Raw genomic sequence first — 23,536 nt, 5'->3', positions numbered from 1 at the left:
AAGCAACGATGATGCCCGGCATCCGGGCGATCCTCGCCGGCGGAGCCGCCCTCGTCGCCCTGTGCGGCGCATGGCTTGCCGTATACGGGACGGGCTCGACCGGCGGCAACTCCGCTCCCTGCGCGGCCTCGGCCGCCGCGGCGGACCGGATCGCGCCCCTGGCGCGGGGCGAGGTCGCCGCCCTCCAGGTCGCGGTCCCGCCGGTGCCCGCCCCCGCCCTCGCCTTCCGGGGACCGGACGGCGCCGAGGCCAGCCTCGCGGGCGTGGCGGGCCTGCGCCTCGTGAACCTGTGGGCGACCTGGTGCGCCCCCTGCAAGGCCGAGATGCCGGCCCTCGACCGGCTCCAGGCCCGCCTCGGCGGCCCGGATTTCACCGTGGTGGCGATCAATGTCGACACCCGCAACCTCGACGCGCCCCCCGCCTGGCTCAAGCGGAACGGCATCGCCCGGCTGGCCTACTACGCCGATCCGGGCGGCCGGGTGCTGCCGGCGATCCAGAAGGCCACCGGCTCCCTCGGCCTGCCCACGACCCTGCTGGTGGACGGGCGCGGCTGCACCCTCGGCGTGATGAAGGGGCCGGCGGAGTGGGACAGCGCGGACGGAATCCGGCTGATCGAGGCCGCCCTGGGCCGATCCTGACCGCTTCGATGGAGGGTGCCACGGAATCGAACCCCACAACCCAGGATCACATCAGGATTCGTTCCTGCAACAGGGGAGATCACCCGTGCGCGGACTTCGGTCCGCACGAACCACGTCGTTGAATCATTTCCTTCTGCTGCAACGTCGATGTAATGTCCGTTTCATAGACAAGTCTACTCAACAGAAGTCGCGACCTCTCGGATCGGGACGAAATTTTAATCTTCGCTGGTCAAGATCGACATCCTGCTCTTGAATCCGGCTCGTCGCATCATGTCGCTCCTCTCCCTCTCCATCCGAACGAAGCTGTTCCTCAGCTTCGGCCTCGTTTTCCTCCTCGTGGCGGGGATCGGCGTGTCGGCGCTGGTGCAGCTGCGCTCCGTGAACGAGGTCGCGCGCGAGATGCGCGACGAACGCGTCCCGAACGTGCAACTCCTCGGCAAGATCCAGGTGCTGGTGCTGCGCACCCGGACCAACGGCGCGCGGCTGATCACCGCCGATACGCCCGAGCTGCGCAACGAGGTCGCGGCGACCCTGGCCAAGCGGGAGGCCGAGATGACCGCCGTCCAGGCCGCCTTCGCCGCGCGGCCCAAGGCCCCGGAGACCGCCGCCCTCTACCAGACCTTCGAGACGAACTGGACCGCCTACAAGGCGATGCAGGAATCGGTGATCGGGCTGGTGAAGTCCGGCGACAGCGCGACGGCACAGCGCCTCTACAACGTGGAGATGTCGACGGGGGTGAACACGGTGCTCGGCCCGCTCCAGAAGCTCGTCGAGTACGAGGAGCGCAGCGCCGCCGCCAGCGGCGCCCACGCCCAGGACACCTACGACACCGCCACCCTCGTCACCACGATCCTCGTCGGCCTCGCCCTGCTGATCGCGGCCGGCGCCGCCATCGGCCTCACCCTCGGCGTCAGCCGCCCCCTGCGCCGGATGACCGACGCCATGGGCCGCCTCGCCGACGGCGACGCCACGATCGCCGTGCCGGGAGCCGGGCGCGGCGACGAGATCGGCGCGATGGCGGGCGCCGTGCAGATCTTCAAGGACAATCTCCTGCGCACCCGCGCCCTCGAATCCGAGACCGCGGCGGCCCGGGCCGGGGCCGAGGCCCTGCGCCGGGAGACCATGCGCAATCTCGCCGACCAGTTCGAGGCCGCGGTGGGCGGTGTCGTGGCCCAGGTCGGCACGGCGGCGGCGCAGCTGCAGGCCACCGCCGGCAGCATGTCGGTCAATGCCGGCGAGACCGCGCAGCGCTCCGTCACCGTGGCGGCGGCCGCCGAGGAAGCCTCCTCCAACGTCACCACGGTGGCGGCGGCCGCCGAGGAACTCGGCTCCTCCGTGGTCGAGATCGGCCGCCAGGTCCAGGGCTCGGCCACCCTCGCCCGCGAGGCGGTGACCGATGCCGGCCAGACCGCGACCTTCGTGCGCGACCTCAGCGATGCGGCCCAGCGCATCGGCGACGTGGTGGCGATGATCTCGACCATCGCGGGCCAGACCAACCTGCTGGCGCTCAACGCCACCATCGAGGCGGCCCGCGCCGGGGAAGCCGGACGCGGCTTCGCCGTGGTCGCGGCCGAGGTCAAGGAACTCGCCAACCAGACCGCTCGGGCCACCGACGAGATCACGGGCCAGATCGCCCGCATCCAGGCCTCCACGGGCCAGGCGGTGGAGGCGATCGGCGGCATCACCGGCCGCATCCGCGAGATCAGCGACGTGGCGACCTCCATCGCGGCGGCCGTCGAGGAGCAGGGCGCGGCCACCCAGGAGATCGTGCGCAACGTCGCCCAGGCCTCGGTCGGGACCGGCGAGGTCACCCAGAACGTCGCCGGCGTGGCCGGGGCCGCCGAGGAGACCGGTGCGGCCGCCGCCCAGGTGCTGGCCTCGGCCTCCGCCCTCGCGCGCCAGTCGGACGCGCTCGGCGGACAGGTCGCCCACTTCCTCGCCACCATCCGGGCGGCCTGACGGCCGCGTCCGGGCGGCCCAAGGGCTGCGCTCAGAACAGGGCGTCGAGGCCCGCGATCACCCGCTCGGGCGGATCGTCCGGGTACTCGTCGGGCAGCCCCGTGCGGTTGACCCAGACCGGCCGGAAGCCGAAGGCGGCCGCGCCCGCCACGTCCCAGCGGTTCGACGAGCAGAACAGCACGGCGCCGGGCGCCACCCCGAACCGCTCCGTGGCGACGCGGTAGGCGGCCGGGGCGGTCTTGAAGGTCCGGGCCGTCTCCACCGAGAGCACCGCGTCGAGGGCATCCGCCAGCCCGGCGGAGGCCACCGCCCGCTCCAGCATGGCCGCGTCGCCGTTGGAGAGGAGGGCGGTCCGCCAGCCCGCCGCGCGCAGGGCCCGGAGCGCGCCGGGGACCTCCGGGTAGGCGTCGAGGTCGCGATAGGCGTCGAGCAGGCGGGGCCGGAGCGCCCGGTCGACGCCGGGACAGCGCGCCAGAGCGTAGTCGAGGGCCCGCTCGGTCAGGTCCCAGAACGGGGCGTGGCGCCCCATCAGGCCGGTCACCCAGGAATATTCGAGCTGCTTGGCGCGCCAGGTCTCGGATAGGGCCGTCGCCTCGGGCCCGATCGCGGCGGCATGGCGCGCCACCGCCGCGTGGACGTCGAACAGGGTGCCGTAGGCGTCGAAGACGGCGATGCGGGGGGATTCGGCCATGCGGGACTCCTCACAGCGGTGGGTCGATCCCCTCCGGGACGGCGGCCTGCGCCGTCCCGCGGGTCGGGCGTGGGCTCAGGCCCGCCGCAGGCGGATTCCGAACAGGCGCAGCGTCCCCAACAACAGCACGGCGTAGACCAGCGTTCCGGCGATCCCGAGCAGGCCCAGCACCGCGATCTCGCGCAGGCGCGGCAGGGCCGGCACCAGGGCCTCGGCCAGCGGCAGGCCGTAGACGGCGGTGGCCGCGAGCGCGATGCAGGCCGCCACGACGCCGAGGACGGTGACGCCGAGGGTCCGGCCCGGCGCCATCCAGCCGCGCCGCCAGGCGAGCGCCACCAGGATGCCGAGATTGACCCACTGGCCGATGGCGGTGGCCATCGCGAGGCCGGTGACGCCGTAAGGCCCGGTGAGCACCACCTTGAGGGCGACGTTGATCGCGATGGCGGTGAGGGAGGCGATGAGCGGGGTCATCGTGTCCTGGCGAGCGTAGAAGCTCGCCAGCGCGCTGCGCAGGAGCACCACGGCGGGCAGCGCCAGCCCGTAGGCGGCCAGCACCGAGGCCGCCCGGGCCGCATCCTCGGCCCCGAAGGCGCCGCGCTGGAACAGGGCCGCCATGATCAGGGCCGGCAGGGTGAGGAAGGCCACCGTGAAGGGCGCCGCGAGGGCGAGGGAGAAGCCCGCCGCCCGGTTCTGCGCCGCGTGCGCCCCGGCGACGTCGCCGCCGGCGATGCGCCGGCTCATCTCCGGCAGCAGCACCGTGCCGGCCGCGATGGCGATGACCCCGAAGGGCAGCTGGTAGAGCCGGTCGGCGTACCACAGCGCCGAGATCGCCCCGGTGGGCAGGAGGCTCGCCAGGATGGTGTCGGCGAAGGAGGCGATCTGGAACCCGGCCGAGCCGATCACCGCCGGGCCCAGCACCGTGAAGAAGCGCCGCATCGCCGGGTCGCGCAGGGTCGGGGTCGTCAGGGCGGGGGCGATGCCCGCCCGCCGGCACTCCCACCAGACGAGCGCGAATTGCAGCACGCCCGAGACGGTCACGCCCCAGGCGGCGGCGTAGGCGGCGTTCGGAAACAGCGCGGCGAGGCCCAGCGCGACCAGCATCGACAGGTTGAGCAGCACCGGCGCGCCGGCCGCCACCGCGAAGCGCCGATGGGCGTTGAGGAGGCCGGAGAACAGGGTGACCAGGGTGATGAAGAGGAGGTACGGGAAGGTGATCCGGGTCAGCGACACGGCCAGGGCGAAGCGCTCGGGCTCCTCGGAGAAGCCCGGCGCCAGGGCCCGCACCACCCAGGGCATCGCCGCCAGGGCGAGGGCCAGGACGGCGATCTGCACGAGGAGCATCAGGGTAAAGATGCGGTCGGCGAAGCGCCGCGCCGCGCCGGCCTCGGCCCGGTCCGTCTCCGAGAGGCCGGCATAGCTCGGCACGAAGGCGGTGTTGAAGGCGCCCTCGCCGAAGATCGCCCGGAAGTGGTTCGGCAGGCGGAACGCCACCACGAAGGCGTCGGCGAGCGGCCCCGCCCCCAGGATCGCGGCCATCACGACGTCGCGGGCGAAGCCGGTGACGCGGGAGACCAGCGTCCAGCCGCCGACGGAGAGGATGCTGCGGATCATGGATCAGGACTGCCGGGACGCGGGGCTTGGGAGTGTCGGGCGAGGCCTAGACCATGCCGCCGCGCGTGGCGCAAACGCGGAACCGTTCGCGCGGTACCGTTCGATGGTCGGGCGCCTGGCGCCTCGCATTGACGGACAGCCCGCTGGCGGCGATCGCCGGACTGGGCGACTCCGCCCCTGCGAATCGGGTCCCCCTCGCCTTCGGCGGGACAATCGCCCAGGACACCGCGCCGTCATTCCGGGTCGCCGGAGGCGAGCCCGGAATCCGGAGCCGCCGACCGTGCGAACCCTCGCACCACCTGCGTTTCCGGATCCCGGACTCCGCTGCGCGGCTCCGGGACGAGGGCGTGCCGCCGGCGAACTCCGGTCAGCCGGGCGCCGTTGGCGACGACCCTATCCTTCGAGAGGACGAGCCGGTCCCGAGCCTCGCGGCGAGGCCGTAAGATCGTCGGGTCTTACGCGGTGGCTTCGCCGTACATCTTCTCGACGTGCTCCCAGTTCACCAGGTTCTCGATGAACGCCTTGAGGTAGTCGGGACGGCGGTTGCGGTAGTCGATGTAGTAGGAGTGCTCCCAGACGTCGACGCCCAGGATCGGCTTGGCGCCGTGCACGAGGGGGTTCTCGCCGTTCGGGGTCTTCATGATGGCGAGCTTGCCGTCCTTGACCGCGAGCCAGGCCCAGCCGGAGCCGAACTGGCCGATGCCGGCCTGGATGAAGTCGGCCTTGAACTTCTCGAAGCCGCCGAGATCCTCGTCGATCTTCTTGGCGAGCGCGCCCGGGGCGGCGCCGCCGCCGTTGGGCTTCATCCACTGCCAGAAGTGGATGTGGTTGTAGTGCTGACCCGCATTGTTGAAGAGCGGCTGGTTGTTGCCGTAGGCCGCGGTCAGGACCTCCTCGACGCTCTTGCCCTCGAGCCCCGTGCCCTCGAGCAGCTTGTTGCCCGTGTCGACATAGGCCTTGTGGTGCTTGTCGTGGTGAAACTCGAGGGTTTCCTTCGACATGTAGGGGCCGAGCGCGTCGTAGGCGTAGGGCAGTTCGGGCAGGGTGAAGGTCATGGGCAACTCTCCGGCTCGTGAGACATTGGACGCTGGATTTCGCGCGACCCGTGCGCGGACTCCGCACCAACGCGCCGTTACGTAAGTCGATGCCGGGGCGAAGTCGATGCCCGGCGCCCATGGGCGCGCCTCGGCCCGGGGGTGAGGCGCGAGGACGCGCGAGCCGGCCGATCGCGGGTTTTGCAAATGCCTCCCAGGCCTTTAGTGTGCGCGCCGCATCTGAAGGTGCAGGCGTTTGTCGAGAAGTCCATGAGCATCGCGCTGTTCGCGCTGGCCGCCGTCATGATCGTCGGCGGCATCGTATCGGTCATCCAGGGATTCCCCTTCGTCCGGCTGGAGAGCGGCCTCGCCATGACCATCGCGGGCGCCACCACGGCCTCGGCCGGCGCCGTGGTGCTCGGGCTGGCGGTGGTCGCGGGCCGCCTGCGCGGCCTGGCGCAGGCCCTCGGCGAGGCCCGCGCGGCGCCCCCCCCGGCCGCTCCGGTGGAGACCGGTTTCGTCGGCGGCAGCCCGGAGACGGGCGCGCCCCCGCGCCCGCGGCCGAGCCTGACCGCCGCGAGCCTCGGCGCCGGCGCGGGTCTGGGTGCCGGTCTGGGTGCGAACCTCGGAGCGAGCCTCGGGGGCGCCGCCTCCACCCGCCCCGGCCTGGAGCCGACCTTCTTCGATCCCGCGCCGCCGGAGCCGCAGGCCGCCGAGCCGCTGCTGCCGAACCTGCTGCCCGCGGAGGAGCCCCAGGATCGTCCGCGGACCGCGGAGCCCGAGCTGCGCGCGACGGAGGACGACCTGTTCGAACGCTCGGCGCCCGAGCCGGCCGCCCCGCCGGACCACGCGCCCCTGTTCGCGGAGCCCGTGCCCGCGTTCAAGAGCGAGCCCGCGTTCGAGCCCGGGACCAAGTCCGAACCCGAGCCAGAGCCAGAGACCGCGTCCCTTCCGGCGCCCGAACCGATCGCCCTGCGTCCGTCCCTCGTCGAGACCGGCACATTCGCGGAGGCGCCGGCCGACAGGCCCGAACCGGCGCCCGAGCCGCCCGCCGCCGAGCCCGAGCCCCCCGTCGAGCCCGAGCCCGCCGTCGACGAGGAGCCGCAGGTCGTCGGCACCTACGCCTCGGGCGGCAACACCTACGTGATGTATTCCACCGGCGTGATCGAGGCCGACACGCCGCGCGGCCGCTTCACCTTCGGCTCCCTCGACGAGCTCAAGGCCTTCGTCGAGGCGGGCGGGGAAACCGACAGCCGCGGCGCGGCCTGACCCGGCGCTCCGGGAGCCCCGGCGCCCGTCAGGCCAGCGGATTCAGCGCCGCGTTGCGGACCGGCAGGGGCGCCCGCATCGTCAGGGTGAACCCGTCCGGCGGGTAGTCCATCGAGACCTCGGCCCGCACCTGTGCCGTCAGCACGCGCTGGAGCAGCCGCGAGCCGAAGCCCTGGCGCTTGGGCGGGCTGACCGTGGGGCCGCCGCTCTCGACCCAGCTGAAGTGCAGGGTGCCGGCCGGGCCGCCGGGCTCCAGGGACCAGGCGATCGCGACCCGGCCGTCGCGGGTCGAGAGCGCACCGTACTTGGCGGCGTTCGTGGTCAGTTCGTGGATCGCCATGCCGATCGGCACCGCGATCTCGGACGACATGTCGACGGGCGGCCCCGACAGCTGGATCCGGGCGTCGCGATCCTCGGCCCCGTCGAGGGCGCCCTCCGCGTAGGGCTTGAGCTCGTTGGCGAGCAGGGTGCGCAGGGAGGCGGTCTGCCAGGTGTCCTCGGTGAGGACCGAGTGGGTGTGGGCCAGCGACATGATCCGGCCGACGAAGGCCTCGTAGAAGCTCTCGATGCTGGACGCGGTCCGGGCCGTCGATCCGACGATCGCCTGCACCGTCGCCAGGGTGTTCTTCACCCGGTGGTGCAACTCGCGGATCAGCAGCGTCTGGCGCTCCTCGGCGAGCCGGCGCTCCGTCACGTCGGCCACGACCCCGATCAGGCGGCGCGGCAGGCGGCCGGGGGCGTCGCGCTCGAAGCGCCCGGCGAAATCGAGGGTCCGCCAGACCCCGTCGCTGCGGCGGATGCGGCCCGACACCGACAGGACGCTGTCCTCGCGCAGGGCCCGGGTGATGGCGGCGCGAAAGCCGGGGCGGTCCTCGGGATGGAGCAGGGTCTCGAGGAATTCGCGCTTCCCCACGGCCCCGTCGGCGGGACTGCGCCCGAAGATCGCGAACATGCGCTCGTTCTCCCAGACGGCCTGGTCGTCGAGCATGTGCCACTCGAAGATCCCGAGGGCCGCGAGGGAGGTGGCGATGCGCAGGCGCTGCTCGCCGTCGCGGAGCGCGTTGCGGGCCTCCACATGGGTGGTCACGTCCTCGACCACGCCGACCAGGATCGTCGGCCGACCCATGCCCTCGCCGGCCGGGATGGCCTGCCCCCGGACGCCGACGGCGATGACGGCACCGTCCCGGGCCCGGCGCAGGCGGCACTCGAAGGCGAAGGGCGCGCCGTCGCGTAGGGCGGTGCGAACCTGGGCGCGGATGCGGGCGACCTCCCCGGCTTCCAGGGCGTCCTGCAGCACCGCCCAGGTGACCGGCCTGTCGGCGGCATGGCCCAGGAGATGGGCGGCCCGGCGCGAGAGGACGACCCGGCCGTCGGCGAAGTCGTAGCGCCACTCGCCGAGCCCCGCCGCCGTCAGGGCGGCGCGGTTCTCCTCGGCCCGCACGACCTCGTCGGGATCGACCGCCTCGACGACGAGGACCTGCAGGTCGTCGCGCCGCGCCGAGGGGCGGATGCGCATGTCGAGGCCGGTCCCGTCCGCGCGCAGCCAGCGCCGGATGCAGACGCGCTGGGCCACCGCGCCGAGGACCGAGAGCGCCCGCCCGTCGAGGGCGCCGGGCGCATAGCCGAGGAGTTCGCAGAGGTGGGGGTTGGCTTCCCGGACGAGGCCGGCGCCGTCGACGACGAGGAGACCGATGGGCGCCTGCGCGAAGGCCGTCCCGTGCAGGTCCCGCCCCGGCCCGGATGCCGGCCCCGGACCGGGCTCAGAGGCCGGGTCCGATCCGAGTCCCGCGATGGCAGATTTGTCCGAAGCGTCGTCCACGCCACATCCTCGCTCGGCGAGTCCGACGTCGTGTCAGGGACTCGCGACCGCGCTCCGCCCGCAGGCCGGCCCGCGGTCGGCGCCTATCAGACAACCGAAGGCCGGGCGGAACAAGGCCGGGCTGAAATGGGAGATGCGTGTTTCCCGTACAACCCCATCATAAGGATGACGGCGCCGCAGCGCCGGGGGCACGAGGACGACGGCGGCCCGGGCGGCGCTAGGGCCCGGTGCGTCGGAATTCGAGATAGCTCGGCGGACGCCCGGCCGCCAGGGCCTTGGCCTCGTAGCGGGTGCCGGGCCAGTCCGCCCAGGGCCGCATCCAGTCCGTCGCCGCCTCGGCGGTCCAGACGAGGTCCGGACGGCGCGCGGCGCGCACGAGGGTCCAGCCCGCATAGTCGTCGATGTCGCTGGCGAAGCGGAACACGCCGCCGGGCCTGAGCACGCGGGCGATCTCGGCCAGGGCCCCCTCGGAGACGAAGCGGCGCTTGCGCTGCCGGCGCTTCGGCCAGGGATCGGGATAGAGCAGGTAGACCCGGGTCAGGCTGGCATCCGGCAGGGCCGCGAGCAGGGTCGTCGCGTCCTCGTCCCAGACCCGGACGTTGCGCAGGGCGGCCTCGTCCACGGCGCGCAGCAGCTTGACGACCCCGTTCACGAAGGGCTCGGCCCCGATGATGCCGGTGCGGGGATGGGCGGCCGCCTGGGCGGCGAGGTGCTCGCCGCCGCCGAACCCGATCTCGAGCCAGACCTCGTCCACCGGCACCGGGAACAGGCTCGGCGGGTCGAGCCGGTCTCCGGCCGGCGGCAGGCTCAGGCGGAGGGCCGGCAGCAGCTCGGCCAGGCGCTGCTCCTGGCCGGCGCGCAGGCGCTTGCCCTTGCGGCGGCCGTAGAAGGCGCGGTCGGCGCCCTCCCCGACCGAGCCGTCCGCGCCGTGTCCGCCCGGATGGGGCGGGAGATGGTCCCGCCCCAGGTTCATGGGGTCAGGACAGGGCCGACTTGAGGCTGTCGGCGAGGTCGGTGCGCTCCCACGAGAAGCCACCATCGGCCTCCGGCGCGCGGCCGAAATGGCCGTAGGCGGAGGTGCGGGCGTAGATCGGCTTGTTGAGGCCGAGCTTCGTGCGGATGCCGCGGGGCGACAGGTCGAGGGCGTTCATCAGCACGTCCTCGAGCCGGGCCTCGTCGACCTGGCCGGTGCCGTGCAGGTCGACATAGATCGAGAGCGGCTTGGCGACGCCGATGGCGTAGGCGAGCTGGATCGTCGCGCGGGTGGCGAGGCCGGCCGCCACCACGTTCTTGGCGAGGTAGCGGGCCGCGTAGGCGGCCGAGCGGTCGACCTTCGTCGGGTCCTTGCCCGAGAAGGCGCCGCCGCCGTGGGGCGCCGCGCCGCCGTAGGTGTCGACGATGATCTTGCGGCCGGTGAGGCCGGCATCGCCGTCGGGACCGCCGATGACGAACTTGCCGGTGGGGTTCACGTGCCACACGGTCTCCTCGGAGACCCAGTTCTGCGGCAGGGCGGCCAGGATGTAGGGCTCGACGATGGCGCGCACGTCGGCCGAGTCGAGGGACTCGTCGAGGTGCTGGGTCGACAGCACGATCTGGGTCACGCCGACCGGGCGGCCGTTCTCGTAGCGGACCGTGACCTGGCTCTTGGCGTCGGGGCCGAGCTTGGCGGCGTCGCCCTGCTTCGCCTTGCGGGCGTCGGCGAGGTCCTTGAGGATCTTGTGGGCGTAGTAGATCGGCGCCGGCATCAGCTCGGGCGTCTCGTCGGAGGCGTAGCCGAACATGATGCCCTGATCGCCCGCGCCCTCGTCCTTATTACCGGACGAGTCCACGCCCTGGGCGATGTCGGCCGACTGGGCGTGCAGGTGGATGGCGATGTCGTTGTTCTTCCAGTGGAAGCCCGACTGCTCGTAGCCGATGTCCTTGACCGCCGCGCGGGTGAGCTCGGTGAGGTGGTCGAACGTCACCGAATCCGGGCCGCGCACCTCGCCCGCGATCACGATGCGGTTGGTGGTGGCCAGGGTCTCCACGCCGAGGCGCGCCTCGGGCATCGCCGCGAGGTAGGCATCCACGACGGTGTCGGAGATCCGGTCGCAGACCTTGTCGGGATGGCCTTCCGAGACCGATTCACTCGTGAACAGATAGTTCGAACGCGGCATTGAAGGCCCCCGATGCTGTGGGCGCCCAGGCTGTCGCGGCGCCGTTCCCGATGAACAGGGGCGAGTGTCTGGCAGGCTGCCCGCGCAGGGTCAAGCCGAAAGACCGGATAAATCCGCCAAAGCGAACGAACCGGCCGATAGATCAGTCGCCGAGCTGGCTGCCCATGGCGGTGAGGATCGCGGCGAACCGGCGCCGGTCCTGCTCCGGGAAATGCGTGTTCACGTGCCGGACCACCACGTCGGCGAGCCCGAGCCAGGGGTTGTCGGCGGCGTAGGCCTGCTGCGCCGCTTCCGAGAAGCCGGGCGCCGCGGGCTCGGCGGACGGCGCCTCGTCCCCGCGCTCCAATCCGTCGAAGAAGTAGGCGATCGGCACCCCGGTCAGGCGGCTGAAGGTGTCGAGATGGATCGCGCTGATCCGATTGGTCCCCTTCTCGTATTTCTGCAGTTGCGCGGCGGACATCCCGAAGCTCTGGGCGACGCGCTTCTGGGTCAGGGATGCCCTCTTGCGCTGCTCGGCGATGCGCTGCCCCACATGCACGTCCCGTGCGTCGGTCTTCTGCCCGGCCATCTCGCCCGTCCCACGCTCTGCTGCGAGCCCTCGGCAACGCCAGGGCATGATGAGGTCTCGACCTTAGGGCCCCGGGGAGGGCTTCGTTGCAGGGACGACGTGCCGCCCCCGCGCCCGGCGGGACGGTATGGCTCCCTCCCGCATGCGTCAAACCGAAGCGTGCGCCGAGCGGCGCGGCGCGCGGCGATCATGTGGACAATCCGCTCCGCCCCGCATGCCGGCGGACAGAGGCTCCGTCGGCAGGCCGGCGCAAGACCGGGTCGGCGTCGACCGATCAAGAAACGATCATGCCCGCTTTCGCGCCGGGAACGGTCAGGATTCTTGACCGATCCTGAAAGAATATACGGCACGCCTATATTTCTCGCATCCTAACGTTTTCGCGAGGGTCTGATGATGTAAAACTGATCAGGCACGCCTATACTCGGGTTCAACGGCGCTGCGAAGGCAGCGCACGAAAGGACCTTTCGATCCATGACTATGGGACATCATCAGCACAGCGCCACGATCCTGCCCTTCCGCACCGGGCCGAGGACGTCGGCACAGGGGCCGAGCCGGATCGGCAAGACGGATGCGCAGACCAAGGGACAGCGCCTGCCCCCAGTGGCCGTCTACGACAGCTGGTACCACCAGGCCGCCATCGAGGAGGCCTCGCGGACCCGCAAGCCCTGAGGCCGGGGCCACCTGGCCCCATCAATGACGCGTCAGACCGCGACCCGGCGCTCGTGCCGCCACAGCGCCACGGCATGCCGGCGCGCCTCGTAGGCCCGCCGCACCCGCGAGCCCTCCTCCCCTCGGCCCTCGGGCGCGTAGCCGAAACGCAGAACGCCGTCCGGGCCATGCAGGCGGGTCACCTCGGAGCGCCAGACCTGGTCGGCACGGGCGAGGCCCGCCTCGGTCTCGGCCAGTCGGTTCATATCCATCGGTGTGGTCCTGCGGGGTGAGCACGGGTAACGCCGGCGGGCACCATTGGGTCCCGCGCCCGGCCCCACGGCGTACCGGCGCCGCGGCCGTTCAGCCGCGGGCGGCCCCGGGGATCGGCAGTGCGTTCGCGCGCTTGACCTGACCGAGGGCGAAACTCGATTCGATCGCCGCGACGCCGTCGAGGCGGGTGAGCTTGTCCTTGAGGAAGCGCTCGTAGGCCTCCAGGTCCTCGACCACGATCCGCAGCAGGTAGTCGCGCTGCCCGGTCATCAGGTAGCAATCGACCACCTCCGGCCAGCGGGCGACGGCCACGGCGAAGCGGTCGAGTTCCTCCTCCCGCTGGCGCTCCAGCTTCACCGAGGCGAAGACGCTGACCGGCAGGCCGACCGCGACCTGGTCGAGGACGGCGACGTAGCCCCGGATCACCCCCGCCGCCTCGAGGAGGCGCACCCGCCGGGCGCAGGGCGAGGCGGAGAGGCCGACTCGGTCGCCGATCTGCTGCACGGTGAGCCGGGCATCCTCCTGGAGGCAGGCGAGGATCCGGCGATCGATGGCGTCGAGAACCGGTTTTGGCATGCGTGGGCTCCCCCGGGCGCTTCGACAGCGTATCTGTGCCACGGCGCGGCGCGACGGCAAGGCTTTTTGGCCAGTTTCGCCGCGGCGGCGCGATTAGGATCGGACCATGAGCGATCCGCGACTGCCCTACCTCGCCGCCCTGGCCGCCAAGAGCCTCTGGCTCTCGACCTGGACGATCCACCACGCCAACCACCTGCGCGCCTCCGCCGACGGGCTGAAGGTGGGCGGGCACCAGGCCTCGTCGGCGTCCCTCTGCGCGATCATGACGGCGCTCTACGGCGCGGTGCTGTGCCCCGAGGACCGGGTCGCGGTCAAGCCGCATGCGAGCCCGATCTTCCACGCCCTGCAATACCTGTTCGGCCACCAGACCCGGCAGAAGCTGGAGAATTTCCGGGGCTTCGGCGGCGCCCAGTCCTATCCCTCGCGCACGAAGGACGTGGACGACGTCGACTTCTCCACCGGTTCGGTCGGGCTCGGCGTGGCGCAGACCCTCTTCGCGTCCCTGACCCAGGACTATGTGCGCGCCAAGGGCTGGGGCGGCGACCGGCCCGAGGGCAAGATGGTGGCGCTGATCGGCGACGCCGAGATGGACGAGGGCAACATCTTCGAGGCCCTGCTGGAGGGCTGGAAGCACGGCCTGCGCAACACCTGGTGGATCGTCGACTACAACCGCCAGAGTCTCGACGCGGTGGTGCGCGAGGGGCTGTGGGCGAAGTTCGAGGCGATGTTCGCCAACTTCGGCTGGGACGTGGTGGTGCTGCGCCACGGCTCGCTCCAGCGCGCCGCCTTCGCGGAGCCGGGCGGCGCCCGCCTGAAGGACTGGATCGAGGCCTGCCCGAACCCGGTCTACTCGGCGCTGGCCTTCCAGGGCGGCGCGGCCTGGCGCCGGCGCCTGACGGAGGAGCTCGGCGACCAGGGCGCGGTCTCGGCCCTGATCGACCGGCGCTCGGACGCGGAGCTCGCCGCCCTGATGGGCAATCTCGGCGGCCACGACTTAGCCATGCTGCTCGAAGCCTTCGAGGCGGCCCGCGCCCATGACCGCCCGGTCTGCTTCATCGCCTACACGATCAAGGGCCACGGCCTGCCCCTCGCCGGCCACAAGGACAACCACGCCGGCCTGCTGACGCCGACCCAGATCGAGGGCTTCCGGGCCGAGATGGGAATTCGGCCCGGCCACGAATGGGACCCCTTCGAGGGTCTCGACGTGGAGCCCGACGCCATGCGCCGCTTCCTCGCCGAGGTGCCCTTCGTGCAGCGCGGACGCCGCCGATACGAGGCGCCGGCCATTCCCGTGCCCGACCGCCTCGCGGCTCCGAAGCAGGCCGCGCTCTCGACGCAAGGAGGGTTCGGCCTGATCCTGCACGAGATCGCCAAGACCGACTCCGCCTTCGCGGCGCGCATCGTCACCACCTCCCCCGACGTCACGGTCTCGACCAATCTCGGCGCCTGGGTGAACCGGCGCGGCCTCTTCGCCAAGGAGACGGTGGCCGACCTCTTCCGCAAGGAGCGCATCCCCTCGACCTTCAACTGGACCTTCGCGCCGTCCGGCCAGCACCTCGAACTCGGCATCGCCGAGTCGAACCTGTTCACCGCGCTCTCGGCCCTGGGCCTGTCGCATTCGATCTTCGGCGAGCGCCTGCTGCCGGTGGGGACCCTCTACGATCCCTTCATCGAGCGCGGCCTGGATGCCCTGAACTACGCCTGCTACCAGGACGCGCGCTTCCTCCTGGTGGCGACCCCGGCGGGCGTCACCCTCGCGCCCGAGGGGGGCGCCCACCAGTCGATCAAGACGCCGCTGATCGGCATGGGGCAGGACGGCCTCTCGGCCTTCGAGCCCGCCTTCGTGGACGAGCTCGCGGTGCTCCTGCGCTTCGCCTTCGCGCACATGCAGCGCTCCGGCCCCGCCGAGCCGGACCCGCTGACCTGCCTGCCCGATGCGGCCGGCGGCTCGGCCTATTTCCGGCTCTCGACCCGCAGCCTGGAGCAGCCGACCCGGGAGATCGGCCCAGATCTCGCCGCCGCCATGGCGGCGGGCGCCTACTGGCTGCGCCGGCCCGGTCCGAACGCCGAGGTGGTCGTCGCCTACCAGGGCGCCGTCGCCCCCGAGGCCATCGCCGCCACGGGGCTGATGGCCGAGGACCGGCGCGACGTCGGCCTCCTCGCCGTCACCTCCGCCGACCGGCTGCAGGCGGGCTGGACGGCGGCGCAGGGCCTGCGCGAACGGGGATCGCCAGAGGCGTCGAGCCACATCGAGCGCCTGCTCGCCGACGTGCCCGCCCAATGCGGCCTCGTCACCGTCCTCGACGGCCATCCGGCCACCCTCGGCTGGCTCGGCTCGGTGAAGGGCCACCGCACCCGGGCGCTCGGCGTCTCGCAGTTCGGCCAGACCGGAACGATCGCCGACCTCTACCGTCACTTCGGCATCGACGCGCGCGGCATCGCCACGGCGGCCCAGGCCATCGCCCCGGGCCGGCAGATCCGGCACCTGCGCCTGGCCTGAGCGGGGCCCCGGGCGATGCCCCCTGCCCCGGCCCCCTCCGGCAGCGCGGGCGTGATGCGCGTGCCGCGCCGCTGCGCCGGAGGGAGCGGCCCGCTATGAGACGGTCCGGGACGGCGGCGCGGGGCCGCCCGTCGCGACATCCTGGGAGAGACCGATGCGTGCCGTCACCTACACCGAAGGCGCCCGGATCGATGCGCCGGACGCCCTCCTCGACACCACCTTTCCCGATCCTGTTCCAACCGGACGCGACCTTCTCGTGCGGGTGGAGGCCGTCTCGGTGAACCCGATCGACACCAAGGTGCGCCAGGGCGCCTACAGGCAGGGCTGCGAGCCGAAGATCCTCGGCTGGGATGCGGCCGGAACCGTGGTCTCGGTCGGACCGGAGGCGCGCCTGTTCAAGCCCGGCGACGCGGTGTTCTACGCCGGTGCGCTCGACCGGCCGGGCAGCAACGCCGCGTTCCAGTGCGTGGACGAGCGCCTCGTCGGTGCCAAGCCGGCCTCCCTCGATTTCGCCGCCGCCGCGGCGCTGCCGCTCACCGCGCTGACCGCCTGGGAGATGCTGTTCGACCGGCTCGACGTCGCCAGGCCCGTGCCGGGTGCCGCCCCCGCGATCCTAATCGTCGGCGGCGCCGGCGGCGTCGGCTCGATCGCGATCCAGCTCGCCCGGCAGCTCACGGACCTCACCGTGATCGCCACGGCCTCGCGCCCCGAGACGGCGCAATGGTGCCGGGACCTCGGCGCCCACCACGTGATCGACCATGCGAAGCCCCTCGCCGCCGAGGTCGCGGCGCTCGGTCTTCCCGGCGCGCCCGGGTTCGTGTTCGCGACGACGCAGACCGGTGCGCATCTCCCGCAGATCATCGAGCTCCTCGCGCCGCAGGGACGCCTCGGCCCGATCGACGACCCCGAGACCCTGGACGTGATGCCGCTCAAGGCCAAGAGCCTGTCGCTGCACTGGGAGCTGATGTTCACCCGCTCGCTGTTCCAGACCGCCGACATGGACCGGCAGCACGCGATCCTGACCGAGATCGCCCGCCTGATCGATGCGGGACGGCTGCGCACGACGTTGAGCGAGACCTTCGGTCCGATCGACGCCGCCAACCTGGCACGGGCCCACGCGCTCATCGAGAGCGGGACGGCGAAGGGCAAGGTCGTCCTCGCCGGGTTCGACGACTGATCCGGCGGGTGAAGCGTCCCGGCCCCTATCGGCCGGGCGTGAGCACGGGCTCGGGAGCGTGACCGCCGGCGGCGGACAGATTGGCCTGCAGGGCCGCCTTCGGCATCAGCATGTGGACGCCCTTGTTGCCGTCCACCGTCTGGGTGATGCGCAGGTTCCCGGCCAGCGAGCACAGCATGTAGGCCTGGTTGCGGGTCAGGGTGGTGCGCGCGCAGACGTGACGCACCATCTCGCGCACGGCCTGGCGCATGGCCTCGTCGAGGCTCTCGTGCAGGCCGATCGACATCAGGTCCGTCGGCGTCTCGGCGAAGGGCCAGGAATAGCCGAGGTCCTTGCGCACCGTGAGGCGGAACGTGCCGGTCAGCCCGGTCTCCAGGGCGGTGATGCAGACCTCGCCGTCGCCCTGCACGCCGTGACCGTCGCCGGCGTAGAAGCCCGCGCCCGGATTGTAGACGGGCAGGTAGAGCGTGGTGCCGACCTTGAGCTCCTTGTTGTCCATGTTGCCGCCGAACCCGCGCGGCACCGGCGATCCCACCCGGCCCCAGGCGGCGGGCGGGGCCGTGCCCATGATGCCGAAGAACGGATCGAGCGGCAGTTCCGTGCCCCAGGGCAGCACCGCGACGCCCCGGGCGACGTCGATGTCGGGGTGGATGGTCTCGTAGTCGGTGAATTCGTCCGGCAGGGTGCCGAGGAGCGGCAGGATCGCCACGAAGCCCCAGTCCATGCGGAACTTCAGGTCCAGGATCTCGACCTGGAGCACGTCGCCGGGCTCGGCGCCGCGCACATGGACCGGGCCGGTGACGAAATGCGGCCCGGCCCCTTGCACCAGCGTATCGAGGGCGAGGCGATAATCCTCGGGCACCCGCGCGGGATCGGGGTGGAGCGATTCCCGTCCCCCCGCCGGAAAGGAATGCAGCGTGACGGTGTCGCCGGAGGCGATCTCGAGCACGGGCGGCAGCGCGGCGTCGAAGTAGCCCAGCACCATGGCCTCGGGCGTGGCGGGAATCTCGTGATGCTGCGACATGGGGGCTCCTCGGGGGTCGGGTCAGACGGCGATGTGACGCGAGACGGCGGCGTGGGTCAGGGTTTCGCGCGCGCCCTGCTCGACCACGCTGCCGCGCGAGAGCACGACGAAGGCGTCGGCGAGCCGGATCGCGAAATCGAGGTATTGCTCCACCAGGACCACGGTGATCCGGCCCTTGAGGCTCTCGATCACCGTCTCGATGGCCGAGACGATGGACGGCTGGATGCCCTCCGTCGGCTCGTCGAGGAGCAGGATGCGGGGACGCGTCGTCAGGGCACGCGCGAGGGCGAGTTGCTGCTGCTGGCCGCCCGAGAGATTGCCGCCCGGGCGGTGCCAGAGGTCGCGCAGGGCCGGGAACAGGGCCACGGCCTCCTCGATGGCGCCGCTGCGCTCGAGCCCATGGGCGCGGGCGGCGACGCGCAGGTTCTCGGCGACGGTCAGATCGCCGAAGATCTCGCGGCCCTGGGGAACGAGGGCGAGCCCTGAACGGGCGCGCCGGTCCGTGGGCAGCCGGGTGATCTCGGCCCCGTCGAGCCGGATCGTCCCGCGGCTCGCCGGAATCGAACCGGTGAGGCAGCGCAGCAGCGTGGTCTTGCCGGCGCCGTTGCGCCCGAGCACGGCGAGGCAGGCCCCCGGCGCGACGGCCAAGTCGATCTTCCGCAGCACCTGCGCGCTGCCGTAATGCTGGTCGAGCCCCGACACGGCGAGTCCGGCCGGGCGGGCGAGCGGGGAAGCGGGGACGCTGCTCATCGGCCGAGGAAGACCTCGATCACGCGGGCATCGGCCCGGGCGGCGGCCATGCCGCCCTCGAACAGGGTTCGGCCCTCGTGCAGCACGGTGACCCGGTCGGCCACCGCCTCGACGAAGGCCATGTCGTGCTCGATCACCAGGATGGCCCGGTCGGGCCGGCGCAGCGTGCCGATCAGTTCGGCGGTGCGGGCGGTCTCGGCATCGGACAGGCCGGCCACCGGCTCGTCGAGGAGGATGACGCGGGGCTCCGAGGCCAGCACCATGCCGATCTCGAGCCATTGCTTCTCGCCATGCGCCAGGGCGCCGGCGCGGGTGTCGGCGCGGGCCTCCAGGCCGGTCTCGGCGAGGGCGGAGGCGAGGCGGCCCGCCCGTTCCCGCGCCGGGCATTCGGGACCGCACCCGATGACCAGGTTCTCGCGCACGGTCAGGGCCGGGAAGACGCTCGGCTTCTGGAATTTCCGGCGCACGCCGGCCCGGGCGATCTCGGCCTCGGAGCGCTTCGTCAGGTCCTGCGTGTCGCCCAGGAGAATCCGCCCGGATCTGGCCCGGGCGATCCCCGTGATCGCGTCGAGCAGGGTGGTCTTGCCCGCCCCGTTCGGGCCGATCACGGCACGGACCTCGCCGGGATCGACGGCGAGCGACAGGGAATCGAGCGCCTGGAAGGCCCCGAAGACGACGCTGAGATTGTCGATGACGAGCGCGCTCATGGCCGCGCTCCGTCCCGTCGCAGCCAGGTCGGCTTGAGGCGGAGGCCGGCGAGGTCGAGCAGGCCGTTGGGCAATCCGAGCACCACCACGAGGACGAGGCCCGAGAGGATGAAGGGCCAGGCCTCCGGCATCGCCGCGCTGAGCCAGAACTTCAGGGCGTTCACCGCCACGGCCCCGATCACCGCGCCGCCGAGCCGCCCCATGCCGCCGATCGCGACCCAGACGGCGATCTCGATGGAGAGATCGGGGCTGAGAATCCGCGGATTGATGATGCCGACCTGGGGCACGTAGAGGATGCCCGCCAGCGCGGCGATGCCGGCGGACAGGCACCAGATTCCGAGCTTCAGCCGCGTGGTGCCGTAGCCGAGGGTGCGCAGGCGGGCCTCGTCGTCGCGGCAGGCGAGCATCCGGCGGCCGAGCCCGCTCACCACCAGGGCCCGTGCGCCGACCAGAACGCCCGCGAGGACGAGGAGGGCCGCGACGGCCAGGCCCGTGACGACGGCGGGGGCGCCCATCGGCCAGCCGAACAGGAGCGGGAAGCCGGTCATGCCGTTGTTGCCGCCCAGACCGGTATCGTTGCGAAACATCAGCAGCATCGCGACGTAGACGAGAGCCTGGCTGATGATCGAGAAGTAGACCCCGTTCACCCGCGAGCGGAACGAGGCGAGGCCGAACACGAAGGCCACCCCCACCGCCAGCACCAGGGCGAGGGCCAGGGCGTAGGACGCGCTGGTCATTCCGGCCCAGTAGAGCGGCAGGCTCTTCCAGCCCATGAACTGCATCAGGTCCGGCGCCACGCCCGTGACCGCGTAGGCATGCGCCAGGAGGTGCATGGCGCAGACATAGCCGCCGATGGCGAAGAACAGGCCGTGACCGAGGCTGAGGATGCCGAGATAGCCCCAGACGAGGTCGAGGGAAACGGCCAGGATCGCGAAGGCCGCGAGCTGCCCGACCATGTTGACGAGATAGGGGGCGGGCTGCAGCGCCAGGAGCCCGATCGCGGTCGCGACGATCAAGGCTATGAGTCCGGCGAGCAAGGGATCGCCCCCGAGGGCCGGGCCGATCCGCCAGCCCGGCGCACCGCCCGCCACGTCCAGGGTCGCGCTCATCGCCGGCGCCTCACGGCGAACAATCCCTCGGGCCGACGCTGCAGGAACAGGATGATGCCGACCAGCACGATCACCTTGGCGGCGACCGCGCCGTAAAGCGGTTCGATCAGCACGTTCGCCCCGCCGATGCCGAGGGCCGCCACCAGGGTTCCGACCACGGTGCCGACGCCGCCGAGCACCACCACCATGAAGCTGTCGACGATGAAGGTGGCGCCCATGCCGGGATTGACGCTGTAGATCGGGCAGAGGGCCACCCCCGCGAGACCGGCCAGTCCGGAGCCGAATCCGAAGGCGAGCCGGTCGACCCGGCGGGTGCGGATGCCGAGACAGGCGGCCATGCCGCGGTTCTGGGTCACGGCGCGGATGTCGAGCCCGAGCGGCGTGCGCTTCAGGATCAGCAGCGTGAGCAGCAGGGTGACGGCCGCGAAGGCGATGGCGAAGAGGCGGTTCCAGGTGACGACGAAATCGGCGTAGAGCGGCACGCCGCCGCTGACGTAGGGCGGCATCGCGAATTGCAGGTTCTGCGATCCCACCGCCAACCGCACCCCGTTGACCAGGAACAGGCTCACGGCCCAGGTCGCGAGGAGACTCATCAGCGGGCGCCGATAGAGGTGGCGCAGGATCAGGGCCTCGATGACGATGCCGACCAGGGCCGAGGCCAGGAACGCCACCGGGATCGCGGCGAGGAGATAGGCGTCGAGCCAGCCCGGCGCGAACCGGCGGACGAGCTCCTGCACCCCGTAGGTGGCGTAGGCGCCGATCATGATGAACTCGCCCTGGGCGAGATTGATCACCCCCATCAGCCCGAAGATGATCGCAAGCCCGGCGGCGGCCATGAACAGGATGCTGGCGAAGCTCAGGCCGTTGTAGAGCACGGCGAGACCGTTCCCGATCGCGACGGCGCGCCCGACCCGGGCGAGGCCCTCGTCGAGGGCCGCACGGAAGGCCGGATCGGTGCGATAGGCCGGGTCGGTCTGGAGGGCCGAGAGGCGCGAGGAGGCCGCCCCCGAGGGCGCGTCGGACACCGCGCGGATCGCGGCGAGGCGACGGGCGGGATCGGGCGACGACAGGGCCGCGGATTGTGCGACCGCCCCGATGGAGGCCCGCAGGCCGGCATCGCTCTCGGCGGCCTGCGCCCGCAGCAGCACATCGTCCGGCACCGAGCCGATCCGACGCTCCAGGGTCGCCAGGCCGATCCGGCGCGCCTCGACGCCCGGTGCGGTCAGAAGGGTCGCGGCCCCGAACGCGGTCTCCACGAGGGCGCGCTGGCGCAGGCCGAGCACCGGGGAGCGGCCGCCCGAGGCCGGGCGGATCGAACCGCCCGCGGCCTCGGTGCCCTCGCCCGCGCCCGCCCGGTCGAGCAGCAACGCCGTCTCGCCGAGGCAGGCGAGGCGGCGGTCGAGAAGCGCGCGCAGCGTCGTGGCCGCCCAGGTCAGGTCAGCCGTGTCGATATCCGCCGCTCTGCGAAGGAGGGATTCGACGGCCCGCGTCTGCGCCGCGCCGTCCCCGCACAGGGCCGCGGCGAAGGCGGCCCGATCGAGCGGCGGCCCCGCCGCGGAGGCGGGCTGGACCGCCAGGCAGCAGGCCATGAGCAGGAGGCCGCACAGCCCGGCCCTGAACCGTTCCCAGCCCTCAACCATACGGGCTGAACGGCACGGGCTTGGGGGCGTCGGGCGACTGCCAGAGGATGTCGAAGCTCTGCTTCTCGTTGACGGAGCCGATGAAGACGCCCCGGGCGACGTAGTTGTTCTCGCCCGTCATCGTCAGCGTGTAGCCGGACGGATCGGCAAAGCTCAGGCCCGCGAAGGCCTTGCGCACCTCCGGCACGTCGAAGCTGCCGGCCTTGGCGGCGGCCAGCGCCCAGAGCTGGACGCTGTCATAGGCCGAGACCATCGGATCGATGACCGTGTCGGCGCTGAAGGGCACGGACTTGGCCTTCACGTAGGCCGCCCATTCGGACAGGAACCGGGCGTTGGCCTCGGCCTTGGCCGCCTGGAGATAGGCCCAGCAATTGAGGTGTCCGACGAGGGGCGCGGTGTCGAGGCCCTCGAGATCGGCTTCCACCATGTCGAGGCCGAGAATCGGCACGTCGGTGGCGCGGATGCCCTGGTTGGCGAATTCGCGCAGGAAGTCGGGAATCGACGAGCCCACCACGGTGAGCACGACGATGGGCTGACCGCCGGGCTCCGCGGCGAAGCTGCGGATCTGGTTCACCAGGGTCTGGAAGTTGGAGAAGCCGAGCGGCACGTACTCCTCGCGCCAGGCCGTCTCCGCCACGCCCTTGGATTTCCAGTAGGCCTTGAGCTGCTTGTTGATGGTGCGCGGCCAGACGTAGTCCGAGCCGATCATGAAGAAGCGCTTCGCGCCGACGCCCTCGGTCCCCATCAGGTAATCGACCGCCGGCAGCACCGAGCTGGCCGGCGGAGAATTCACGTAGACGATGTTCTTCGAATTCTCGTCGCCCTCGAAGTGGAGGGGATAGAACAGCAGCCCGTCGTTCTGCTCGACCACCGGCAGGACGGATTTGCGCGAGACGGAGGTCCAGCAACCGAACAGGGCCGCGACCTTTTCCTGCTGCAGCATCTGGCGGCCGATCTGCGCGTAGAGCGGCCAGTCCGAGGCCGGATCGGACGTCACCACCTCGATGCGCCGGCCGTTCACCCCGCCCCGGGCGTTGATCCCGTCGGCCGCCATGCGCACGACGTGGTTCAGGCGTCCTTCGAGGTTGGCCATGGTGCCCGAGGACGAGAACAGGCAGCCGAGCTTGACCGTGTCGGCGGCCCAGGCCGGGCGGATGATGGCGGGCGCGGACAGGGTCGCCGCCGTTCCCAGGAAGCCGCGTCTCGTGAATTCGACCATCGCTCTCGCCTCGTCCCGTGACGGGCTGGATTGTCAGAGTTGTGAGAGTTCTGAGGAAGGCCAAATAGACTGCAGAGCCGACGTGCCTTGCGCAAAACCGCGGCGTTCCGCACATCGGGCGTGCGGTCGAGCATCGTAAACGTCAAAATTTGCATCAGCGGAGCGCGC

Annotated in this window: 21 protein-coding genes; 6 read left to right on the top strand and 15 right to left on the bottom strand. The window is 71.8% G+C overall.

Annotation, left to right across the window (positions count from 1 at the left end; translation table 11 throughout):
* Positions 1-11 precede the first annotated feature (11 nt).
* Together tlpA and AC3WLN_RS03375 are read left to right on the top strand one after the other, a co-directional pair.
* Complete coding sequence (tlpA, locus tag AC3WLN_RS03380) at positions 12-638, top strand: thiol:disulfide interchange protein TlpA (RefSeq protein WP_492479534.1); 627 nt, start codon at positions 12-14, stop codon at positions 636-638.
* Between the two features lie 270 nt (positions 639-908).
* The gene (locus AC3WLN_RS03375; RefSeq protein WP_492479526.1) at positions 909-2,597 is read left to right on the top strand and encodes a methyl-accepting chemotaxis protein; all 1,689 of its coding nucleotides are present in this window, start codon (positions 909-911) and stop codon (positions 2,595-2,597) included.
* Positions 2,598-2,628: 31 nt separating this feature from the next.
* Here AC3WLN_RS03375 and AC3WLN_RS03370 read toward each other — a convergent pair whose 3' ends face one another.
* The 3 genes from AC3WLN_RS03370 to AC3WLN_RS03360 form a co-directional block, all read right to left on the bottom strand.
* The gene (locus tag AC3WLN_RS03370) at positions 2,629-3,288 is read right to left on the bottom strand and encodes a haloacid dehalogenase type II (protein WP_492479524.1); all 660 of its coding nucleotides are present in this window, start codon (positions 3,286-3,288) and stop codon (positions 2,629-2,631) included.
* A 75-nt stretch (positions 3,289-3,363) separates the two neighbouring features.
* Positions 3,364-4,899, bottom strand: coding sequence for a murein biosynthesis integral membrane protein MurJ (murJ, locus tag AC3WLN_RS03365; RefSeq protein WP_492479523.1), 1,536 nt, complete (start codon positions 4,897-4,899; stop codon positions 3,364-3,366).
* A 455-nt stretch (positions 4,900-5,354) separates the two neighbouring features.
* Positions 5,355-5,954: a superoxide dismutase gene (locus AC3WLN_RS03360; RefSeq protein WP_492479521.1), complete on the bottom strand. Its 600-nt coding sequence runs from the start codon at positions 5,952-5,954 to the stop codon at positions 5,355-5,357.
* 249 nt (positions 5,955-6,203) lie between these two features.
* Between AC3WLN_RS03360 and AC3WLN_RS03355 the strand changes: the two genes are divergently transcribed.
* Entirely contained in the window at positions 6,204-7,202 is a 999-nt protein-coding gene (locus AC3WLN_RS03355) for a hypothetical protein (protein ID WP_492479520.1), read from the top strand.
* Between the two features lie 28 nt (positions 7,203-7,230).
* Here AC3WLN_RS03355 and AC3WLN_RS03350 read toward each other — a convergent pair whose 3' ends face one another.
* From AC3WLN_RS03350 to AC3WLN_RS03335, 4 genes are all read right to left on the bottom strand, one after another.
* On the bottom strand, positions 7,231-8,925 hold the full coding sequence (locus tag AC3WLN_RS03350) for an HWE histidine kinase domain-containing protein (RefSeq protein ID WP_492479532.1): 1,695 nt from the start codon (positions 8,923-8,925) through the stop codon (positions 7,231-7,233).
* A 313-nt stretch (positions 8,926-9,238) separates the two neighbouring features.
* Entirely contained in the window at positions 9,239-9,994 is a 756-nt protein-coding gene (trmB, locus tag AC3WLN_RS03345; RefSeq protein WP_492479518.1) for a tRNA (guanine(46)-N(7))-methyltransferase TrmB, read from the bottom strand.
* 4 nt (positions 9,995-9,998) lie between these two features.
* Positions 9,999-11,177, bottom strand: coding sequence for a methionine adenosyltransferase (gene metK, locus AC3WLN_RS03340; protein WP_492479517.1), 1,179 nt, complete (start codon positions 11,175-11,177; stop codon positions 9,999-10,001).
* 142 nt (positions 11,178-11,319) lie between these two features.
* Positions 11,320-11,745, bottom strand: a complete 426-nt coding sequence (locus tag AC3WLN_RS03335; RefSeq protein WP_492479516.1) for a helix-turn-helix domain-containing protein — start codon at positions 11,743-11,745, stop codon at positions 11,320-11,322.
* Between the two features lie 471 nt (positions 11,746-12,216).
* Between AC3WLN_RS03335 and AC3WLN_RS03330 the strand changes: the two genes are divergently transcribed.
* On the top strand, positions 12,217-12,414 hold the full coding sequence (locus AC3WLN_RS03330; protein ID WP_492479513.1) for a DUF2735 domain-containing protein: 198 nt from the start codon (positions 12,217-12,219) through the stop codon (positions 12,412-12,414).
* A gap of 32 nt (positions 12,415-12,446) precedes the next feature.
* Here the strand turns inward: AC3WLN_RS03330 and AC3WLN_RS03325 are convergent, their stop codons facing one another.
* Together AC3WLN_RS03325 and AC3WLN_RS03320 are read right to left on the bottom strand one after the other, a co-directional pair.
* Positions 12,447-12,665 carry a hypothetical protein gene (locus AC3WLN_RS03325; RefSeq protein ID WP_492479512.1) on the bottom strand — a complete coding sequence of 73 codons (219 nt, stop codon included), beginning with the start codon at positions 12,663-12,665 and terminating at the stop codon, positions 12,447-12,449.
* A gap of 91 nt (positions 12,666-12,756) precedes the next feature.
* The gene (locus tag AC3WLN_RS03320; RefSeq protein WP_492479511.1) at positions 12,757-13,242 is read right to left on the bottom strand and encodes an Lrp/AsnC family transcriptional regulator; all 486 of its coding nucleotides are present in this window, start codon (positions 13,240-13,242) and stop codon (positions 12,757-12,759) included.
* A 106-nt stretch (positions 13,243-13,348) separates the two neighbouring features.
* Here AC3WLN_RS03320 and AC3WLN_RS03315 point away from each other — a divergent pair, with 106 nt between their 5' ends.
* On the top strand, positions 13,349-15,742 hold the full coding sequence (locus AC3WLN_RS03315) for a thiamine pyrophosphate-binding protein (protein ID WP_492479510.1): 2,394 nt from the start codon (positions 13,349-13,351) through the stop codon (positions 15,740-15,742).
* Between the two features lie 154 nt (positions 15,743-15,896).
* Complete coding sequence (locus tag AC3WLN_RS03310) at positions 15,897-16,919, top strand: zinc-binding alcohol dehydrogenase family protein (protein WP_492479509.1); 1,023 nt, start codon at positions 15,897-15,899, stop codon at positions 16,917-16,919.
* A 25-nt stretch (positions 16,920-16,944) separates the two neighbouring features.
* Here the strand turns inward: AC3WLN_RS03310 and AC3WLN_RS03305 are convergent, their stop codons facing one another.
* From AC3WLN_RS03305 to AC3WLN_RS03280, 6 genes are read right to left on the bottom strand one after another with little or no spacing between them, the layout of a single operon-like run.
* Complete coding sequence (locus tag AC3WLN_RS03305) at positions 16,945-17,943, bottom strand: acetamidase/formamidase family protein (protein ID WP_492479508.1); 999 nt, start codon at positions 17,941-17,943, stop codon at positions 16,945-16,947.
* 21 nt (positions 17,944-17,964) lie between these two features.
* On the bottom strand, positions 17,965-18,693 hold the full coding sequence (gene urtE, locus AC3WLN_RS03300; protein WP_492479507.1) for an urea ABC transporter ATP-binding subunit UrtE: 729 nt from the start codon (positions 18,691-18,693) through the stop codon (positions 17,965-17,967).
* Positions 18,690-19,400, bottom strand: a complete 711-nt coding sequence (locus AC3WLN_RS03295) for an ABC transporter ATP-binding protein (RefSeq protein WP_492479506.1) — start codon at positions 19,398-19,400, stop codon at positions 18,690-18,692. The genes urtE and AC3WLN_RS03295 overlap by 4 nt, the downstream gene beginning before the upstream one ends.
* Positions 19,397-20,509, bottom strand: a complete 1,113-nt coding sequence (gene urtC, locus AC3WLN_RS03290) for an urea ABC transporter permease subunit UrtC (protein WP_492479505.1) — start codon at positions 20,507-20,509, stop codon at positions 19,397-19,399. The genes AC3WLN_RS03295 and urtC overlap by 4 nt, the downstream gene beginning before the upstream one ends.
* On the bottom strand, positions 20,506-22,149 hold the full coding sequence (urtB, locus tag AC3WLN_RS03285; RefSeq protein ID WP_492479504.1) for an urea ABC transporter permease subunit UrtB: 1,644 nt from the start codon (positions 22,147-22,149) through the stop codon (positions 20,506-20,508). Before urtB ends, urtC begins: the two co-directional genes overlap by 4 nt.
* Complete coding sequence (locus AC3WLN_RS03280; RefSeq protein ID WP_492479502.1) at positions 22,142-23,368, bottom strand: transporter substrate-binding protein; 1,227 nt, start codon at positions 23,366-23,368, stop codon at positions 22,142-22,144. The genes urtB and AC3WLN_RS03280 overlap by 8 nt, the downstream gene beginning before the upstream one ends.
* Positions 23,369-23,536: the final 168 nt, after the last annotated feature.

The organism is Methylobacterium sp. FW306-05-D (assembly GCF_058782155.1).
This window is presented reverse-complemented; position numbering and strand designations above follow the sequence as displayed.

What these genes read in the sequence shown, in the direction of transcription:
- tlpA (WP_492479534.1), top strand. Translation starts at nt 12, where the DNA reads ATGCCCGGCATCCGGGCGATCCTCGCCGGCGGAGCCGCCCTCGTCGCC.
- AC3WLN_RS03375 (WP_492479526.1), top strand. Translation starts at nt 909, where the DNA reads ATGTCGCTCCTCTCCCTCTCCATCCGAACGAAGCTGTTCCTCAGCTTC.
- AC3WLN_RS03370 (WP_492479524.1), bottom strand. Translation starts at nt 3,288, where the DNA reads ATGGCCGAATCCCCCCGCATCGCCGTCTTCGACGCCTACGGCACCCTG.
- murJ (WP_492479523.1), bottom strand. Translation starts at nt 4,899, where the DNA reads ATGATCCGCAGCATCCTCTCCGTCGGCGGCTGGACGCTGGTCTCCCGC.
- AC3WLN_RS03360 (WP_492479521.1), bottom strand. Translation starts at nt 5,954, where the DNA reads ATGACCTTCACCCTGCCCGAACTGCCCTACGCCTACGACGCGCTCGGC.
- AC3WLN_RS03355 (WP_492479520.1), top strand. Translation starts at nt 6,204, where the DNA reads ATGAGCATCGCGCTGTTCGCGCTGGCCGCCGTCATGATCGTCGGCGGC.
- trmB (WP_492479518.1), bottom strand. Translation starts at nt 9,994, where the DNA reads ATGAACCTGGGGCGGGACCATCTCCCGCCCCATCCGGGCGGACACGGC.
- metK (WP_492479517.1), bottom strand. Translation starts at nt 11,177, where the DNA reads ATGCCGCGTTCGAACTATCTGTTCACGAGTGAATCGGTCTCGGAAGGC.
- AC3WLN_RS03335 (WP_492479516.1), bottom strand. Translation starts at nt 11,745, where the DNA reads ATGGCCGGGCAGAAGACCGACGCACGGGACGTGCATGTGGGGCAGCGC.
- AC3WLN_RS03330 (WP_492479513.1), top strand. Translation starts at nt 12,217, where the DNA reads ATGACTATGGGACATCATCAGCACAGCGCCACGATCCTGCCCTTCCGC.
- AC3WLN_RS03325 (WP_492479512.1), bottom strand. Translation starts at nt 12,665, where the DNA reads ATGGATATGAACCGACTGGCCGAGACCGAGGCGGGCCTCGCCCGTGCC.
- AC3WLN_RS03320 (WP_492479511.1), bottom strand. Translation starts at nt 13,242, where the DNA reads ATGCCAAAACCGGTTCTCGACGCCATCGATCGCCGGATCCTCGCCTGC.
- AC3WLN_RS03315 (WP_492479510.1), top strand. Translation starts at nt 13,349, where the DNA reads ATGAGCGATCCGCGACTGCCCTACCTCGCCGCCCTGGCCGCCAAGAGC.
- AC3WLN_RS03310 (WP_492479509.1), top strand. Translation starts at nt 15,897, where the DNA reads ATGCGTGCCGTCACCTACACCGAAGGCGCCCGGATCGATGCGCCGGAC.
- AC3WLN_RS03305 (WP_492479508.1), bottom strand. Translation starts at nt 17,943, where the DNA reads ATGTCGCAGCATCACGAGATTCCCGCCACGCCCGAGGCCATGGTGCTG.
- urtE (WP_492479507.1), bottom strand. Translation starts at nt 18,693, where the DNA reads ATGAGCAGCGTCCCCGCTTCCCCGCTCGCCCGCCCGGCCGGACTCGCC.
- AC3WLN_RS03295 (WP_492479506.1), bottom strand. Translation starts at nt 19,400, where the DNA reads ATGAGCGCGCTCGTCATCGACAATCTCAGCGTCGTCTTCGGGGCCTTC.
- urtC (WP_492479505.1), bottom strand. Translation starts at nt 20,509, where the DNA reads ATGAGCGCGACCCTGGACGTGGCGGGCGGTGCGCCGGGCTGGCGGATC.
- urtB (WP_492479504.1), bottom strand. Translation starts at nt 22,149, where the DNA reads ATGGTTGAGGGCTGGGAACGGTTCAGGGCCGGGCTGTGCGGCCTCCTG.
- AC3WLN_RS03280 (WP_492479502.1), bottom strand. Translation starts at nt 23,368, where the DNA reads ATGGTCGAATTCACGAGACGCGGCTTCCTGGGAACGGCGGCGACCCTG.